The sequence below is a fragment of the Micromonospora sp. R311 genome (assembly GCF_056780015.1).
In genome coordinates, this window is record NZ_JBSWCE010000007.1 from 181096 (window position 1) to 197734 (window position 16639).

Annotated in this window: 5 protein-coding genes; 2 read left to right on the forward strand and 3 right to left on the reverse strand. The window is 71.5% G+C overall.

The annotated features are described in order from the left end of the window. From AC1WTP_RS08315 to AC1WTP_RS08325, 3 genes are all read right to left on the reverse strand, one after another. The gene (locus AC1WTP_RS08315) at positions 1-11619 is read right to left on the reverse strand and encodes a LamG-like jellyroll fold domain-containing protein (protein ID WP_481648624.1); all 11619 of its coding nucleotides are present in this window, start codon (positions 11617-11619) and stop codon (positions 1-3) included. Between the two features lie 109 nt (positions 11620-11728). Next, positions 11729-12178, reverse strand: coding sequence for a hypothetical protein (locus AC1WTP_RS08320; RefSeq protein WP_481648625.1), 450 nt, complete (start codon positions 12176-12178; stop codon positions 11729-11731). A gap of 188 nt (positions 12179-12366) precedes the next feature. Beyond that, on the reverse strand, positions 12367-14358 hold the full coding sequence (locus AC1WTP_RS08325; protein WP_481648626.1) for an NAD-binding protein: 1992 nt from the start codon (positions 14356-14358) through the stop codon (positions 12367-12369). 93 nt (positions 14359-14451) lie between these two features. Between AC1WTP_RS08325 and AC1WTP_RS08330 the strand changes: the two genes are divergently transcribed. Continuing rightward, positions 14452-14943: an MSMEG_6728 family protein gene (locus AC1WTP_RS08330; RefSeq protein ID WP_447134129.1), complete on the forward strand. Its 492-nt coding sequence runs from the start codon at positions 14452-14454 to the stop codon at positions 14941-14943. A gap of 40 nt (positions 14944-14983) precedes the next feature. Beyond that, positions 14984-16513 carry an FAD-dependent oxidoreductase gene (locus tag AC1WTP_RS08335; RefSeq protein ID WP_481648627.1) on the forward strand — a complete coding sequence of 510 codons (1530 nt, stop codon included), beginning with the start codon at positions 14984-14986 and terminating at the stop codon, positions 16511-16513. The last annotated feature ends 126 nt before the right edge of the window (positions 16514-16639 follow it).

Genomic DNA, 16639 nt, shown 5'->3' on the forward strand with positions numbered 1-16639 from the left:
TCACCTCCTCCGCTTGGCGAGCGCCACGCCACCGGCATGCCTGACGGCGTCATGGACATCCCGTGGAATCAGCTGCATCGTCCGTCCGTCCTGGTGATGATGCCACGTGTAGCCGTCAGGAGTTTCCTTGAGCCCCACCTGCCTGTTGGCGTCAGTGAAGTCCGATCCGTGGTTGCCCGCAAAGCCCCCGTCCCCGAAGTCCGCGGTGTGGGTGGCGTACGGGCTGAAGTCCGGGAAGCCGTCGTCGCCGAACTTCACCCCATTCGGGTACTTGGCCTCCATGTCAGCAGTCCAGCCATCGCCGTCGTACGTACGTCCGTGGTAATGCCAGTTGGACGGGAGCCGTCCACTGGGCAGACGCTCCACCGTGTCAGGAATAACCCGCCCACGCGAGTCCTTCCGACAGCCCGCAGGGTTGTTGTTGTGGACGAGCACCGGCTCGCCGTCGACAACGATGTAGTACGTGTGGATGTCGGCGACCGTGAGGTCGCGCATCTCCTCGGCGCCCAGCTTGTTGAGCACCGCGACAACGGTGACCGCACCCTTCCCCCGGACCAGCAGCTTGGTGCCCGGCTTCAGGTCCTTGGCGTCGCTCCACTTCCGCTCCGAGGCGTTCCAGAACGGGTGGTGCCAGGTCGTCTCGACCTTCGTCACCTTGCCGTCCTGGTCGCGGACGGTCAGGTCGGTCAGGTCCTTGTCGGTGTTCCGATGCAGCTGGGTGACCTGCTTCGGCTCCGACGTGCCGGCGACCGGGTCGGTCGCCATGACCTTGTCGCCGACGTTGACGTCCTCGATCGGCCGGCTGCTGCCGTCCGCCATGAGCACCGGGGTCTTGGGGTCGAAGCTGTGCGTCGGCGGAGGAGTCCACGGGCATGAGCCGCCCCCGCCTGCCGCACCACCGGAACCGCCACTGGAGGCCCCACCGGAGCGAGCGCCACCGCCCTTCTTGCGGTTGAGCCCACCCAGCCCCGGCACCATGTTCTCCGCGGCGGCCCGCGGGTTGTAGGTGCCGGTCGTCGCGAGCTGCTCGATCCCGTCCTCGACGCCGTTCTCGGCCGCCTCGGTCGCCAGCCGGCCCATCAGGCCGGTGCCGGCCTTCTTGGCCACGGCGGCGCCGACCTTCGCGGCGATGGCTCCGCCCGCGCCGCCGATGAGGCCGGAGACCGCACCGGTGCCGAGCGAGCCCAGGGCGTCACCGACGCTGTGGATGTCGCCCTGCGCGGCGTCCTTGGCCAGGTTGATCAGCGCACCGGCGCCGACCATGCAGGCGACCGCACCGGCGCCGGCGGTCACCGCGGTGCAGGCGATACCGGCGAGGATCGCGCCGCCGATCGCGGCGACCTCCAGCAGGACGTCCTTGTGGTCCTTCACCCACTTCGTCGCCGCGTTCGCCGCGTCGCGTACCTGGCTGGCGGCCTTCTTGACCGCTCTGTGTGCCTTGGCGGCGATCTTCTTGCCGGCCTGCTTGGCCTTGGCTATCGCCTGCTTGGCGCGTTTCTTGGCCGCCGCGATCTTCTTGGCCGCCCACTTCCGGCCCTGGTCGATCTTCTTCTTGACCGCGCGCTTGACCTGGTTGTACTTCTTCTTGACCTTCTGCTTGACCTGGTTGTACTTGCGTTTCGCCTGGTGGTACTTCTTCTTGACCGCCGCCTTGGCCCGCTTGACGGTCTTCTTCACCGTCGCCTTGGCCGAGCTGTAGGCCGAGTAGCCGTACGAGTAGGCGCGGGACGCGTACGACGAGGCGTACGAGTAGGCCGACGAGGCGTACGAGCTGACGGTCGAGGTGACCGAGCTGACCGCCCGGGAGAAGGACTTCTTCAGGCTGCCCCAGCCCCAGTGCCCGGTCGGGTCGGTGACGGTCAGCGGGTTCGCGTCGCCGTACTGGTAGCGGTTGGCGTTGATCGAGTCCGGGAGCGGGCTGTTGCTCGCCGTGTCCCGGGTGTCGAACTGGCCGGTGTCGGTGTTGTACCAGCGGGCGTGCATGTTGACCCGGCTGGTCAGCGCGTCGGTCCACTCCGACTGGTAGCCGAGCTGGCCGAGCAGGCCGCTGGTGGTGAGCACCTTGCCCAGCGGGTCGTAGGTCACCGACCCCGACAGCGCCGTCCCGGTCGCGGTGAACTGCCCGACCACGTCGGTGTGCAGGTCCGTCCAGACCATCCGCTGGCTGCCGCCCGCGGTCGTGCCGACCACCTCGCCAGCCGGCCCCCGCACGTAGGTCGCGCCCGCGTCGCCGGCAAGGTCGTTGCCGAGACCGGTGTACGAGTGGCCGGGGCGGATCGCCCGACCCAGACCGTCGTACGTGTAGGTCTGCGTGCCACCCGCGGCCTGCTGCGACACCACCTGCCCGAACGCGTCGGTGCGGGTGACGCTGCCGCCGGCCTCCGCGAGGGTGCCCCGGGCGGTGTAGGTGTAGGTGACCCCGTCCGCGGTGAGCAACCGGTTCCGCTGGTCGTAGCTGAACAGCTTGGAGCCGTTCTGCACCCGGTTGCCGGACTTGTCGTAGGCGTACACCGTGGTGCTGGTGCCGTTGTTCCACGACGTCAGCCGGTCGGCCAGGTCGTAGGTGTAGCTGTTCGTCGCCGAGCCGGCGAAGCCGCTCGTCGTCTTCGAGACGATGTTGCTGTTCTCGTCCCAGCCGTACGAGATCTTCGCCAGCGACGTCCCGGTGGCCGACTTCAACTCGTCGTCCTTGAGCCGGCGCAGCGGGTCGAAGGCGAAGTTGCGGGTGTTGCCGTTCGACCCGTAGGTGATCTTCGTGACCTGGGACAGCGTGTTGTAGGTGTAGGCCATCTGCACGCCGGCCGTCGGGTTGGCCAGCGTCGAGAGCCGACCCGCGCCGTCGTAGCTGTACGAGGTCGCGCCGGCCGCGTCCTGCCGGGAGGCGAGCCGCCCGTCCGGGTCGTAACCGAACGTCGAGTTCCCGGACGGGCCGGTCACCGACCGCGGCAGGCCGCGGTCGTCGTAGCTGATCGTGTTCGTGCCGCCCGAGCCGGACAGCGACGTCATCCGGCCGGCCACGTCGTAGGCGAAGACCCGGTCCTCGGTGGCGACCTCGGCCCCCACACCCGACTGCCGGATCAGCTGGCCCATGTCGTCGTACGCGTTGGTGACGGTCACCCCGCCCGGCATGGTCTGCTTCGCCGGTCGGCCGGCCCCGTCGTACGCGATGGTGAAGGTCCGGTCGGCCGCGTCCGGGTGGGCCGCGGTGGCCGGCTCGATCATCGACTCCGGCAGCCCCCACGAGTTGTACGTGGTGTGGAAGGCGTTGCCCCGGCCGTCGGTGAACCGGGTGCGGTTGCCCTCCAGGTCGTAGCCAAAGGTGGTGACGATCGCGTCCGACCCGGAGATCGGCTGGGTCTCCTTGGTGACCACGCCGGTCGCGTCGTACTCGTAGGTGACCGTGGTGCCCCGGGCGTCGGTGCTGGCCACCATGTTGCCGGCCCGGTCGTACCGGGCGGACTGCTGCGACAGCAGGGTGCCGGTCGGGCCGTACTCGGCGGTACGGGTGGCCCGACCCGCCAGGTCGTAGGTGACCGTGGCATACGAGCCGTCCGGGCGGGTCGTCTTCGTGGTCCGGCCCTCGGCGTCGTACTCGTACCGGGTCACGTTGTTGGCGCCGTCGGTCATCGTCACCGGCTCGCCCACCGCGTTGTACGTGGTGGAGGCGTTCACCCCGGCCGCCGTGGTGACCTGGGACGGCCAGCCCTGCGCGTTGTAGGTGTACCGGGTGGTGTGGTTCTTGCCCTCCTGCCGCACCACGTCGGTCGAGGTCAGCGTCCGACCCAGGTAGTCGTAGGTGGCGGTGGTGACCGCACCGGTCGGGTCGGTCGTCGAGAGCACATTGCCCGCGTCGTCGTAGGTGTAGGTGGTCGCCCCGTCGTTCGGCGCGATCTCCTTCGACACCCGGCCGAGCTGGTCGTACTCGTAGCGGGTGACCTTGCCCAGCGGGTCGGTGACCGTGGCCAGCTGACCCGTCGAGTCGTAGGTCTGGACGGTCTCCGGAACGATCGGCGTCGCCGCCCCCGGCGGCGTATACGCCGGAGCCTTCTCCTTCACCACCCGGCCGGCGGCGTCGTACTCGACCACCGACCAGTTACCGTTGGCGTCCCGGGTGTCCGTGGGCTCGTCGAAGGTGTTGTAGCCGACCCAGCTGACCGCGTTGGCCTGGGCGGGAAGCTGCCCGGGCTGCTCGACCGTCGCCGCCGGGGCGGTGGTCTTGACCGCCCGGCCCTCCTCGTCGTAGCCGTAGAAGGTGGTGTTGCCGTTCGGGTCGGTGACCGAGGTGGGTAGGCCCTCCTGGTCGAGCACCTGCGAGGTGCGGATGACCTGCGCGTCCGCGGCGGGCGCGTTGCCCGCCCTGACCTGCGCGATCTCGGCGTCGCTCAGGGCCTTCTGGTAGGCCTGCACGTCGCTGACCATGCCGGGGAACCAGCCGAAGCCGTCCGCACCGCCGATGGTGAAGCCGGTGGCCACGTTGTTGAAGGCCTCTGTCGTGGTCACCGTGGTCTGCAACACGCCGTTGGCGTAGAGCTTCATCGTCCTGCTGGCCGGATCCACGGTGATGGCCAGGTGCGTCCAGGTACCCGCCGCCGCGGAACCGTTCGGCCCTCCGCCACCGATCCACCCAGTGGTCCCGTCCGCCTTTCGGACCGCCATACCGGCGTACCAGCGATCATCGCCGGGCGCGTAGAAGACCTTCACCGCGGAGTTGCCGATCGCGCCCGGAGCAGCGAAGACGAGCTGCTCGGCGTTCCCCAGGGCAGGATTCTCCGAGGCGAGGTTCGCCCAGGCGGAGATCGTGAACGCCCTGGTGGAGTCGAACACCCGGCCGGCCTTCAGGTAGGCGTTGGTGCCGTCGAAGACGGCCGAGCCGCCGCGCTCGGTGGACCAGGTGACGTTGCCGACCGCGCTGGCCGGGCTGTTGCCGGACGAGTCGGCGGCCTTCGTGCCGCTGGTCTCGTCGAGCTTCCACCGCCCGACCGGAGTCAGCGCGGCCGACGGGTACTCGATCTCGGCGACGGCGCGACCCGCGCTGTCGTAGAGCGCCTCCGAGATGCCGGTGACCGGCCCGCCGTCGACGGAGGAGACCGTGGAAACCACATTGTCGTCGGCGTCGTAGGTCACGGTGGTCTTGCGCTTGAGCCCGTTCGGGTCGACGACGGAGGAGATGGTGCGGCCCGCCGCGTCGTACTCGGTGGTGGTGACGGTGTGGCCGTTGTTGGTCACCTCGGTGACCACGTTGCCGGCCGCGTCGTAGGTGTTCTGTTCCACCACGAACGTCTTGGTGCCGTCGGTCCGGGTGACCGTCGCCTCCAGACCGTTGTCCGTGTAGGTGTACGCGGTGGTCCAGCCCATCGCGTCGGTCTCGCTGGCGAGCCGGCCCGCCGGGTCGTACGACCGGGTGGTCGTCACCAGGTCGCGCGGAGCCGACGGGTTGTTCGGGTCGCCGGTGTAGTTCTTCACCGTCGTGGTGAGCAGGTTGCCCTCGACGTCGTAGGTGCTGGTGGTGACGCCGCCGTCGGCCTCGGTCTCCGTGACCACCCGGCCGTACCGGTCGTACTCGAAGGTGCTGGTCTGGTTGGCCGCGTTGGTGGTCGTGGACTCCTGCCCGTACGCGTTGTAGGTGTGCCGCTCGGTGCGCGGGGCGTCGCCGCCGGTCAGGTCGCTGACCGTGACCTCGGTGATGTTGCCGTCGTCGTCGTAGACGGTGGTGGTGCGGGCGGTGTGCACCGCGCCGGTGACCCGGTTGGTCACGCCCGGCTCGGTCTCGGTGACCTCGCGGCCCAGCTTGTCGTACTCCCGGCTGGTGGTGAGGCCGTTCGGGTGGGTGTCGGTGACCTCGGTCTCGGTGCGCACCCGCCCGAGCCCGTCGTACGTGTAGCGGGTGGTCTTGCCGCCCGGCTCCACGATCTCGGCGACGTCGCCGCTGGCGAAGTAGGTGATCGTCTGGGTCTGGCCGCCCGGGGTGGTCACCGTCGCCGGCAGGCCGGCCGGGGCGAATCCGCCGTCCTTCGCCGCCACGGTGGTGCCGTCCGTGTACGTGGTCCGGGTGACCCGGCCCAGCGGATCGGTGATGGCGGTCTGGTTGCCCTTGCCGTCGTAGTCGTAGCTGGTCCGGTACCGGTTGTCGGTCTCGGACGACGAGCGGCCGTCACGCATGGTGAGGATGACGTCGTTGCGCGGGTCGGGAACCCCGCCGATCTTCACCGAGCTGCCGGTTGCCCAGCCACCGGTGCCGTTGCCCGACACCAGGTACATGTCGTTGTCGGTCGACTTGTGGTAGACGATGTCGGCCTTCTTGTCGCCGTCGAAGTCGCCGGCGGAGAGCAGCGCCTTGGCGCTGCCCCAGCCGGTGCCGATCCGGGTGGCGGTGGTGCTCAGCCAGCCACCGGAGCCGTTGCCCTTCAACAGGTACAGGTTGTTGTCGGCACCGCTGCGGTACACCACGTCGGCCTTGCCGTCGCCGTCGAAGTCACCGGGCGAGACGAGCAGGTTGGCCGCGCTGACGTTCGGGCCGATCAGGGTGGCGGTGGTGCTCAGCCAGCCACCGGTGCCGTTGCCCTTCAGCAGGTACAGGTTCTTGTCCACCGAGCTGCGGAAGATGACGTCCGGCTTGCCGTCACCGCTGAAGTCCTTCGAGAAGGTCATCAGGTCCGCGGCGCCGACGCTCGGGCCGATCTTCGTCGAGGTGCTGCTCAGCCAGCCGCCCCTGCCGTTACCGGGCAGGACGTAGAGGTTGCTGTCGACGGAGCTGCGCCAGATCATGTCCGGCTTGCCGTCACCGGTGAAGTCCCTGGCGGCGACCGCCAGGTTGGCCGAGGCCATGCTGGTGCCGATCTTCGTCGGCAGGCTGGTCAGCCAGCCGCCGGTGCCGTTGCCCTGCACCATCTGGATGCTGTTGTCGGCCTCCCGGTAGACGACGTCCGGGGCGCCGTCGCCGCTGAAGTCCTCGAACATCATCGGCAGCGCGGCGTTCGCCCAGTCCAGCGGCTCGGCAGAGTTGGCGTAGTAGGTGTAGTAGACCGAGGAGCACTTCTGCGCGGACTGGTCCTGGCAGGTGATGACCTGCTTGGTGTTGCCCCGGGCGTCCTGGAGTTCCTGGGTCCACACGCCGCGCGGGTCGTAGGTCAGGTTGCCGTAGCCGCCGACGTCGTAGCCGAACTTGGTGGTGTTGCCCAGCCCGTCGGTCTGCGCCACCATCCGGTTGCCGTTGACCAGGTCGTAGCTGTACGAGATCTTCTCGCCCGTCGGGCCGGTCACCGACACGGTGGAGACCGGCATCGGGATGGCGGTGGCCACGCCGTTGACCATGGTCACGGCCACCGGCGCGGTCTGCTTCGACGCCTGGAAGTGCGCCGCGACCTGGTCGGCGGAGAGCTGCGACCGGTAGAAGGCCACCTCGGCGATCGATCCGGTGAAGTAGCCGACGTCCCGGGTGCCGTGCATCGGCCAACCGCCCGCCCACTTGCCCGCACCGACGTAGGCGTTCGCCGCGTCCGGGGTGGCCACAAGCGGGTAGTCGAGCTTGCCGACGGCGGTGCCGTCCAGGTAGAGCGACTGGGTGCTGCTGGCGGCGGACAGCACGACGTGGTGCCACTTGTTGTCGTTGACCGCGGCCGCGCTGGTGATCACCCGTGCGGAGCTGCCGGTCCAGAAGCCGCCGCGCAACTTGCCGTCCGTGCCGACATAGAGGGCCGGCGTCCAGGTCCCGGTCACCGACGGATCGGACACCGGGCTGGCTTGGTAACCGTAGAGGACGCCACCGGCGGTGTTCCCGGCCGGCATCTTGAACCACAGCTCGACCGAGTTGGGCCCGGTGGCGGGAATGTCCTCCGCCGGGAGCTGGAGATAGGACGACGTGCCGTTGAACGACGCGGCCCGGCTGTCGCTGAACGGGCCGGCGACGCCGAGCGTCGCCGTGTTGTAGGTGGCGGTGCCGCCGGCCACCTCGTTGGCGGCGTCGGTCGCCTCGACGTCGCCGAGCCGCCAGTAGTCGGCCGGCTTCGCGCCGAGCACCGAGGCCGCGTAGACGTCGCTGCTGCCGGAGACGGTGGGCGTGCCCATCGTCCAGACGCCGCCGTTCTCGTCGGTGAGCGTGGACACCCGACCGGTGGCCTTGTCGTAGCCGATCTGGGCGGTGACCCCGCCGGAGGGGCGGGTCACCCTGCTGAGCACCGGGTGGGCGGTCCGGCCGGCGTCGTACAGGGCCGCCACGGTGGTGCCGGTGAGCGCCTGGTTGAAGAACGCCACCTCGGCGAGGGAACCGGTGAAGTAGCTCGCCCTGGCCGGCGAAACACCGGTGTTGGCGTGGTTGGGCCAGCTACCTCCGATGAAGCCCGCGCCGACCAGCACGTTCGCCGAACCGCCGGGCAGTTGGGCAATGGTGCCGGCCAGGCTGCCCTTGGCGACGCCGTCCAGGTAGAGGGTCTGGGTGTCACCGGCGCCCGCCAGCACCACGTGGTGCCAGGCGCCGTCGGTCACCGCCACGTCGGTGGTGATCGGGGTGCCGCCGCCCTTCCAGAACACGCCCCGCAGCTTGCCGTCGCTGCCGATGTAGAGCGACGGCGTGTAGTTGACGGATGTACTGCCGTTGCTGATCGGGTCGGCCTGGTAGCTGAACAGGACCCCGTTCGGGGTGGTGGTCTTGAACCACATGCTGATCGACTGGTACTGGCCGTCGGCGACCAGCTTGCCCGGCAGTTGCACGTACGAGCTGGTGCCGTTGAAGCCGGCGCTGGTGGCGGTCGACCCGGGCAGCGCGGCGGGCTGGCCGAGGGCCACGTTGTTGTAGCGGGCGTTGTCGACACCGGCGTTGCCGAGCACCCGGCTGGCGGCGATCGTCGCGCCGCTCGCCTCGTTCAGCGGCCAGTACGAGTACGGCCCGGCGTTCAAGGTCGCGTTGGCGTACTGCGAGGTGCTGTCGTGGCTGTAGGTGGTGCAGGCGGTCCAGTTCGTCGGCGGGCAGACCTTGGCCAGCTGGTCGTTCGCACCGTAGGTGTACTGCCAGGTCGTCGAGGTGTTCCAGTCACCGGGGACCGCCGGGTCGGTGTAGACCGTGGCCGGGTGGGGGTGCGCCGAGCCGGCCGGGGTGGACCAGGTGACGTGCAGCGACCGGCCGGCGGCCGAGGTCACCTTCGTCGCGTTCGAGGCGGCGTCGTACTGGAAGGTGAGCGCCCGCCCGTTGGCGTCGGTGATGCTGGTGATCTTGAAGACGCCGGTGCCGGCCGCCTGCCCGAAGACGTAGACGGAGGCGTCCTTGTCGGTCAGCGTGTAGCCGGTGACGGCACCGTTGAGGTCCTTGTTCTCCTTCAGCACCGAGAACCGACCGGAGGCCGGGGTGAAGCTGCCGTCGGCGTTGCGGCCGAGCGCGACGTCCTGGCCCGTCGGGTAGGTGATGAGGACCGACTGCACCTGCCCGGTCACGTCCCGCACCTGCGTCGCCCGGGTGTCGAGCATGCTGGACCAGCCGGTGCCGAAGGCGTTGCGGCGGCGGGTGTCCAGGCTGTTGTAGCTCCGGGTGATCGACAGCGAGGGACCGACGGTGGCGACGCTGGCGTCGGTGGCCGAGGTGGTGTAGTTGCCGATGCTCGGGTCGTACCCCTTGCCCGAGTTCTGCGCCAGGTTCGCGGTGAGCAGCGGCTGCGGCACCGAGGTGGTGAACGCGTACGCGGGATAGACCCCGCTGGAACCCGCCTTGTCGTTGACCTGGACGGTGTAGAGGTACGTCTTGTTCCAGGTCAGCTTCCCGGCCGGGACGGTCCAGCTCGCCGTGGCGACCCAGCCCGAGCTGGCCGCGACGGCGCCGGTCGCGGCGTCGGTGACCACGTAGCTGTAGGTGAAGCCCTTGTTCGGCCAGTTGTCCGGGTCGACCGCGCGCGAGAGCAGTTCGGGGGTGAGCGTCTGCACCACCGCGTTGTTCGCGGGATAGCGGACGTTCACCTGCGGCGCGACGTTGTTGGTGTAGGTCAGCTCCAGGTACGGCTTGTAGGCGCCGGAGGAGTAGTTGGCGGAGGTGAACCGCTTCCAGGCCGTCGAGTCGGTCTCCGAGGCGGTCAGCGCCAGCCCCTCGTTCATGCCGCCGGTCGACCAGTCGTTGAACGTGTCGACGGTGAGCGGAACGCTGACCCACTTGCCGGTGCTGCGGATGGCGTTGGTGTTGGTGCAGGCCGGGTAGTTGTCGCCGATGGTCAGCGACCCGATCGACCCGGAGATGGTCGGCCCGGGGTGGCTGGCCGTGGAGAGGTTGTCCACGGTCCACGCCTGGGTCACCCGGTGCACCGAGAACGGCTTGTGCGAGGTGCAGTCGTAGGACCAGGTGTGGTAGAGGTACAACTTCGCCGCGCTGAACCGCTTGCCGGCCAGGCCGTCGGCGGCGAACTCGTCGAAGTGGATGAACGACCGCGCCTTGACGGTGCCGCCGTTGTAGGTGCCGACCGGCAGGTTGTCGCCGTTGTGGCTGGTGGTGGTCGAGTCGTTGTCGACGAAGACGTCACCGGTGGTGCCGGTGGTCGCGGTCGGATCCACGCGCACCGGGTACTGCCGGGCCGGGTCACGCAGCCAGGCCGGGTCGGCCACGACCTTCAGCGCCGGGGCCCCGTCCACGGTGACGATCTCGAAGGTCACCGCGTCCGACTCGGCCGGCGCGCCGGACTTCGGGTCGACCTTCGAGTCCTGCATGGAACCGTGCGGGAACCAGGCCACCGCCTTGCCGGCCGCGTCGAGCAGCTCCACCGAGCCGCTGGCGGTGAGCCGGGGGGTCAGGCCCGTGAGCCGCAGCGGGAAGACCCAGCTCGACGCCGCCTGCGGCGAGCGCAGCACCAGGGTCTCCTTGACGCCGGCGTCGAAGGTGGTCAGCTCCAGATCGGTGTGCGGCAGGATGTCCCGGTACCGGGCGGTCGCCCCGGTCACCTCGGGCGTGCCGACGGTGCCGCCCTGCAGCTGGTAGCCGACGCTCTCGCCGGTGGGCAGGGTGAGCCGGGCGAGTTCGCTGCCGGTGCTCACCGCGTCGGGGGTGGCCGCGGCCCGTGCGGTCGTCGCCGGGGCGCCGCCGGCGACCGAGATGCCGAGGCGGTTCGCCGTGACGTGCAACCGGCCGTCGGAGCGGCGGGTCAGGTCCGAGTCGATCTTCTGCCAGCTGCCGTCCGCCGCCCGGTAGTTGACCGGGCGGTCGTAGGTGCGCTTGGTGAAGGAGCCGTCGGCGTTGGCGAAGACGTCCGAGCGGGCGCTCGACCTCTTCGCGTCCCGCTTGCTGGTCCGGGCGTCGAAGCCCGGCTCGGCGACCCCGGTCGGCTCGGGGGTCGTCTCGATCCGGTGCGGCTGGTACGCCTCCAGGGTGCCCGGGGCCGGCTTCGGCGCCCGTCCGGCGCCCCGCCCGGCGTCGGTCGCCGACGCCGGCACGTGCGGGTCGAGCGCGACCGGGGTCCCCTTCTCCTGCACGGGCAGGCCGACGAAGGCCGCCGCCGACGACCAGGCCGGCCGCTGCGCGAACCAGGTGAGCCAGGTGAGCGGGAACTCTCCGCCCGGCCGCACCGCCTCGGGCGGTACGGCGACAGTCAGCCCGAAGACCACCGCGATCACGATCGCCGCACGGCGCGTGACACTGTTGACGGATCGGCTCATGGCCGGTCCCTCCCCCGCTCAGTGAAAAAGTCTTCGCGGAGTGTGAAGCCCGGCCGATCTTCGGCACAAGCTGTCCGAACGGCCAATCCTGAGAGGAACCTTGGAGCCGTCAGTCCTTGCCGGACGCCAGCCCGGCGACGACCTCGCGCGCCTTCCGCTGCACCGCATCCTGGTCAGATGCCTCCACAACGGACACGTTGTGGCTCGCCGCAGCCGGGCCAAAGGCAACGAATCGGGCAGCGGGGAATCGGGCCGCCGTGGCACGCACCGCCTGCACCGGAGCGTCGCCGACAGTGAGAACAACATCACAGCGGCTCTGCACCAGGCTGGCGAGGAAGGTCTCGGCGTTCTCGGCCGTCTGCGGACCGTCCACCTCGAGGTACTGCACCTTGACCTGGGTGCTGAGCGATGCCTCCTGCATGCCGGCCCACACCGGACGCGCCTCGGCCGCCGCGACGCCCTGGTTGCCGGTGAGCAGGCAGGCCGTCTCCGACCGGTACTCCCGCTGGCGCGGCTCCGGCTCCTCGCCCGGCCAGACCGCCCAGCCCACGAGCGCCACCGCCGGCACGCCGACGGCGGCCGCGTACCACCACAGGGGCCGGCCCCGCAGCCACCGTGCGATCGCGTCACCGCGCCGCCGTCGTTGCACGTCGCGTAGCCGTCGGCCCACCCCACCACCAAGCACGGGCGCACCTTACTCGGCGTCACCACCCGCGGGAGACCCCGCCCGGCCGCCGGGCGACGGGGTCAACCGGGCTGGCCGGTGCCCTCCGGCTGGCGAGCCGGCCCGCCGTCGTCGGAGGCTGGGCCGTGCGGCGGTCCACCGTTCCCGGCCGACGGCGGTGCCGTGACCGGCCCCGGCCGGTCGGCGGGCTGCCCCGGCAGGACCCCGCCGCCGGACGGGGGGACGCTCGGCACGCCGGACACCGGCGGGACGGGGCGAGGCGGTGGGCCCGGCCGGGACGCCGGGACGCCGGGCCGGGCCGGCGGGGCCGGCGGCGCGCACTGCCGGGTCAACCAGTCCAGGCCGGCCCGGCGGGCCACCACGGTGAGCCGGTCACCGGCGAAGATCACCTGCCGCGGGTCGAGGTCCCGCCAGCTCGTCCGCCCGCCACCGGCCGGGGTGCGGGCGATCAGGCGCACCTGCCCGTCCCGGGAGGCGGCGCTGAGCGGCCGGCCGTCCAACTCGGATCCGGCGGCCACCGGCACCTCGGCCACCGGCAGCGCGTGCCGACCGACCGGGATGGTGGCGATCACCGCGCGTTCGGTCAGCGCGCCGGTGAACGCCGGGGCGGCCAGGTAGGAGACCGAGCGGGAGACGCCGATGCCGAACGCCTCCTCCACCCGCTCGGCGAAGTCGCCGTCGAACAGCCGCAGCACCACCCGCAGGTCCGCGCGGAGATCCCGGGCGGCGAGCGCCGCCTCCAGGTTGGCCACGTCGTCGGTGGAGACCACCACCAGCGCCTGGCAGTCGCCGACCGACGCCGCCTCCAGGGTCTCCGGCTGGGCGGCGTCACCGACGATCAGCGGCACCTCCAGCTGCCGGGCCAGGGTGCCCCCGCGCGGCTCCGGGTCCTTGTCGATCGCCACCACCTCGACGTCGTACTCGCGGAGCTGGGCCATCACCCGGGTGCCCACGTTGCCGAGACCGACCACCACCACGTGCCCGGAGCGCTCGGGTAGCCGGCCGGTGTGCAGGGCCAGCCGGGCGTTGACGATCCCGTCCACCACCACGGCCGTGATCAGCGGGATCAGCGCCAGCCCGGCGAGGTTCAGCACCACCTGCATGACCTGCGCGTCGGGGGGCTTGGTGGTGTCCGGGTCGGCGCCGCTGAGCGTGGTGACCAGGGTGAGGTAGAGCGCCTCGGCCGGCGAGACGTCCTCCGCCTGCGAGATCAGCGCGCCGAGCACCGCGATCAACCCGAGCACCAGCATCACCGCGATGCCGATCTTGCGGGTGGCGAAGCCGCGGATCGCGCGGAGCAGGACGGCGACCGGCCGTCGCCGCCGGCGCGCCCGGACCAGCCGCCGGGCGGCCACCTCGGTGCCCGGCGGCTGCCCGGTGGCCTCGGCGAGCACCAGGTCGGCGGTGGACTGGTCGGCGGGGAGCAGTCGCACCCGCTGCGGGTCGCCCAGGTCGGCCAGCCCGCACACCACGTCCTGCTCGCGCACGTCGGCGCGGCGGGTCACCCGCAGCGTCCGGTCGCGGTGCTGGAAGTGGGTCGGGTCGACCTCGCCGAGCGCGGCGGCGACGAATGCCGGGGCGGCCATCTCGGCGTCGGAGAGCACCTCGACCCGGGCCTTGAGCAGCGTCCGGACCCCGTCGGCGAGGGTGTTGTTGAACATCCGGAGCACCTGGCGGACCTCGTCGTCGACCGCCTGGGCGCAGAGCGCCGCGTGCAGGTTGCCGACGTCGTCCTGGTGCAGCAGGGCCAGCCCGCTCGCCCCGGCCAGCCCGGCGGCCTGGAAGGTCGGCACGTCCAGCCGGTCGGAGCGGACCACCCGCACCCCGCGCAGGCCGGCCACGTCGGGGCCGGCCACCCGGTAGCGCTCCGGCACCACCACGGTGACCCGGGCGCCGCCGGCCGGCAGTTCGGTCTCCAGCAGCGCCTTGGCGACGTAGTAGGCGAGCGCGTCCCGCCCGCAGATCACGTAGTGGGGTCGGGGGTCACCGGCGGGCCGGAGCCGCCAGTTCCACTCGACCGCCCGTCGCGCCCGATCCCGCCACGGCTCCCCCATGCCCGAATCGTAGTCAGCACGATCACACTGGGCGACCCCGTCCGGTTTCCCACCCAAGGCATGCCGGTCCGGCCGGCGGGTAGAGCAGGCGGCATGCAGACGTTCCTCCCGTACCCGGACTTCCTGGCGAGCGCCCGGACGCTGGACCAGAAGCGGCTGGGCAAGCAGCGGGTGGAGACGATCCAGGTGCTGCGCGGGCTGACCTGGCCGACGTACGGCTGGCGCAACCACCCGGCGGTGAAGATGTGGGCCGGGTACGAGGAGGCCCTGACCCGCTACGGGCTGGACATGTGCGCGGTCTGGTCCGAGCCGGGGCGGGCGGACACCTGCGCCGCCACCATGACCCGCGACCTCGCCGCCGCCTGCGGCATCGCCACCGTCCGCAGCCAGGAGGAGTTGGCCGCCGCCGGTGAGCTGCCGCCCTGGCTGGGCCGGGAGGACCTGCACCTGAGCCACCGCTCGTCGCTGGTCCGCAAGGACCCGGAGCACTACCGGCCGATCTTCGGCGACGTCCCGTCCGAACTGGAGTACGTCTGGCCGGCCTCGGACCGGGAGCGGCGTTGTCTGCTGCCGACCGAGGGCTGACCGGGCAGACTGGACCCAGCCACCGGCCGGGAAGGTGTCCATGTCGCTGTCGCAGGTGCTCGGCCGGCTCGTCGGCGTACGCCGGCACCTGGTGGACCCGGGCGGCGGTGGCGCCCCCCGCGTGCCGCACCCGGTCGAGACCGTGGTGGTCGGCGGTGGCATCGCCGGCATGTCGGCGGCCGTGGTGCTCGCCGAGCGGGGCGTCGCGGTGACCGTGCTGGAGGCCGCGCCGACCCTCGGCGGCCGGCTCGGCGCCTGGCCGGAGACGCTCGCCGACGGCGTCCAGCAGGTGGAGCACGGCTTCCACGCGTTCTTCCGGCAGTACTACAACTGGCGCTCTATCCTCCGCCGGATCGACCCGGGGCTGGGCCTGCTCAAGCCGGTTCCGGGCTACCCGATCCTCAGCCGGCGATGGCCGACGGAGGAGTTCGGCGACCTGCCGCCCGCGCCCCCGCTGAACCTGCTGGCACTGCTGCTGCGCAGCCCCAGCCTGCGCCTGGCCGACCTGCGCGGGATGGACCGGGACGCGGCGCTGCCGCTGCTCAGCTACGACCGGGCGCGCACCTACGCCGAGTTCGACCACACCACCGCCGACGAGCTGCTCACCTCGCTGCGGTTGCCGGACCGGGCCCGGGCGATGCTCTTCGAGGTCTTCTCGCACTCGTTCTTCAACCACGAGGCCGAGATGTCGGCCGCCGAACTGGTCGCCCAGTTCCACTTCTACCTGCTCGGCAACCCGGAGGGGCTGGCCTTCGACTGCCCCGACGAGGACTACGCGACGGCGATCTGGACGCCGCTGGCCCGGCACGTCGAGCGGCTCGGCGGGCGGGTGCTGACCGGCGTCCCGGCCACCGCGCTGCACCGGGAGGACGGTGGCTGGCGGGTGGCCACCGCCGCCGGCCGGTCGTACCGGGCCGGGCACGTGGTGCTCGCCGTCGACCCGCCGGCGCTCGCCGCACTGGTCAAGGCCTCCCCCGGCCTGGTCGGGGCCGCGCCGGAACTGGTGGCGCGGATGCCCGCGTTCGGCACGCCCGGCCCGCCGTACGCGGTGGCGCGCTACTGGTGCGACGGGGACGTCCACGCCGACCGGGCGGTGTTCAGCGGGGTGTCCCGGCAGCCCACCCTCGACTCGGTGACCCTCTACCACCGGCTGGAGAACGAGTCCCGGCGCTGGGCGGCGCGCACCGGCGGCTCGGTGCTGGAGCTGCACGCGTACGCCTGCGAGCCGGACGTGCCCGCCGAGGTGCTGGCCGAACGGATGCGGGTGGAGCTGGCCGCGCTCTGGCCGGAGGCGGCCCGGTTGCGGGTCCGGGAGCTGCGGGCCCGGGTGGAGGCGCGGGCCCCGGCGTTCACCCCCGGCAGCCACGCCGGGCGGCCCGGCGTACGCACCGACGCCACCGGGCTCTACCTGGCCGGTGACGGGATCGCCACCGACTTCCCCAGCGCCCTGATGGAGCGCGCCGCCGCGACCGGCATCATCGCCGCGAACCACATCCTGCGGGCCGCGGGCGGCGCGGCCGAGCCGGTGCGCTCGGTCCGCCCCCGTGGCCTGCTGGCCAAGCGGCGCTAGCGGCGGCACCGGGCCGCGATCGGCCCGCCGGAGGCCGGTGCCGCCGCACCAGATCGAAATGCGTTGCCGCCCGCGTGCGGTCGCACCTACCGTGATCGCGCAAGGTCAACCACCGCCTCGGGAGCC

Excerpts from the sequence above, each read along its gene's own strand:
- AC1WTP_RS08315 (WP_481648624.1), bottom strand. The coding sequence starts at position 11,619 with ATGAGCCGATCCGTCAACAGTGTCACGCGCCGTGCGGCGATCGTGATC.
- AC1WTP_RS08325 (WP_481648626.1), bottom strand. The coding sequence starts at position 14,358 with ATGGGGGAGCCGTGGCGGGATCGGGCGCGACGGGCGGTCGAGTGGAAC.
- AC1WTP_RS08335 (WP_481648627.1), top strand. The coding sequence starts at position 14,984 with ATGTCGCTGTCGCAGGTGCTCGGCCGGCTCGTCGGCGTACGCCGGCAC.
- AC1WTP_RS08330 (WP_447134129.1), top strand. The coding sequence starts at position 14,452 with ATGCAGACGTTCCTCCCGTACCCGGACTTCCTGGCGAGCGCCCGGACG.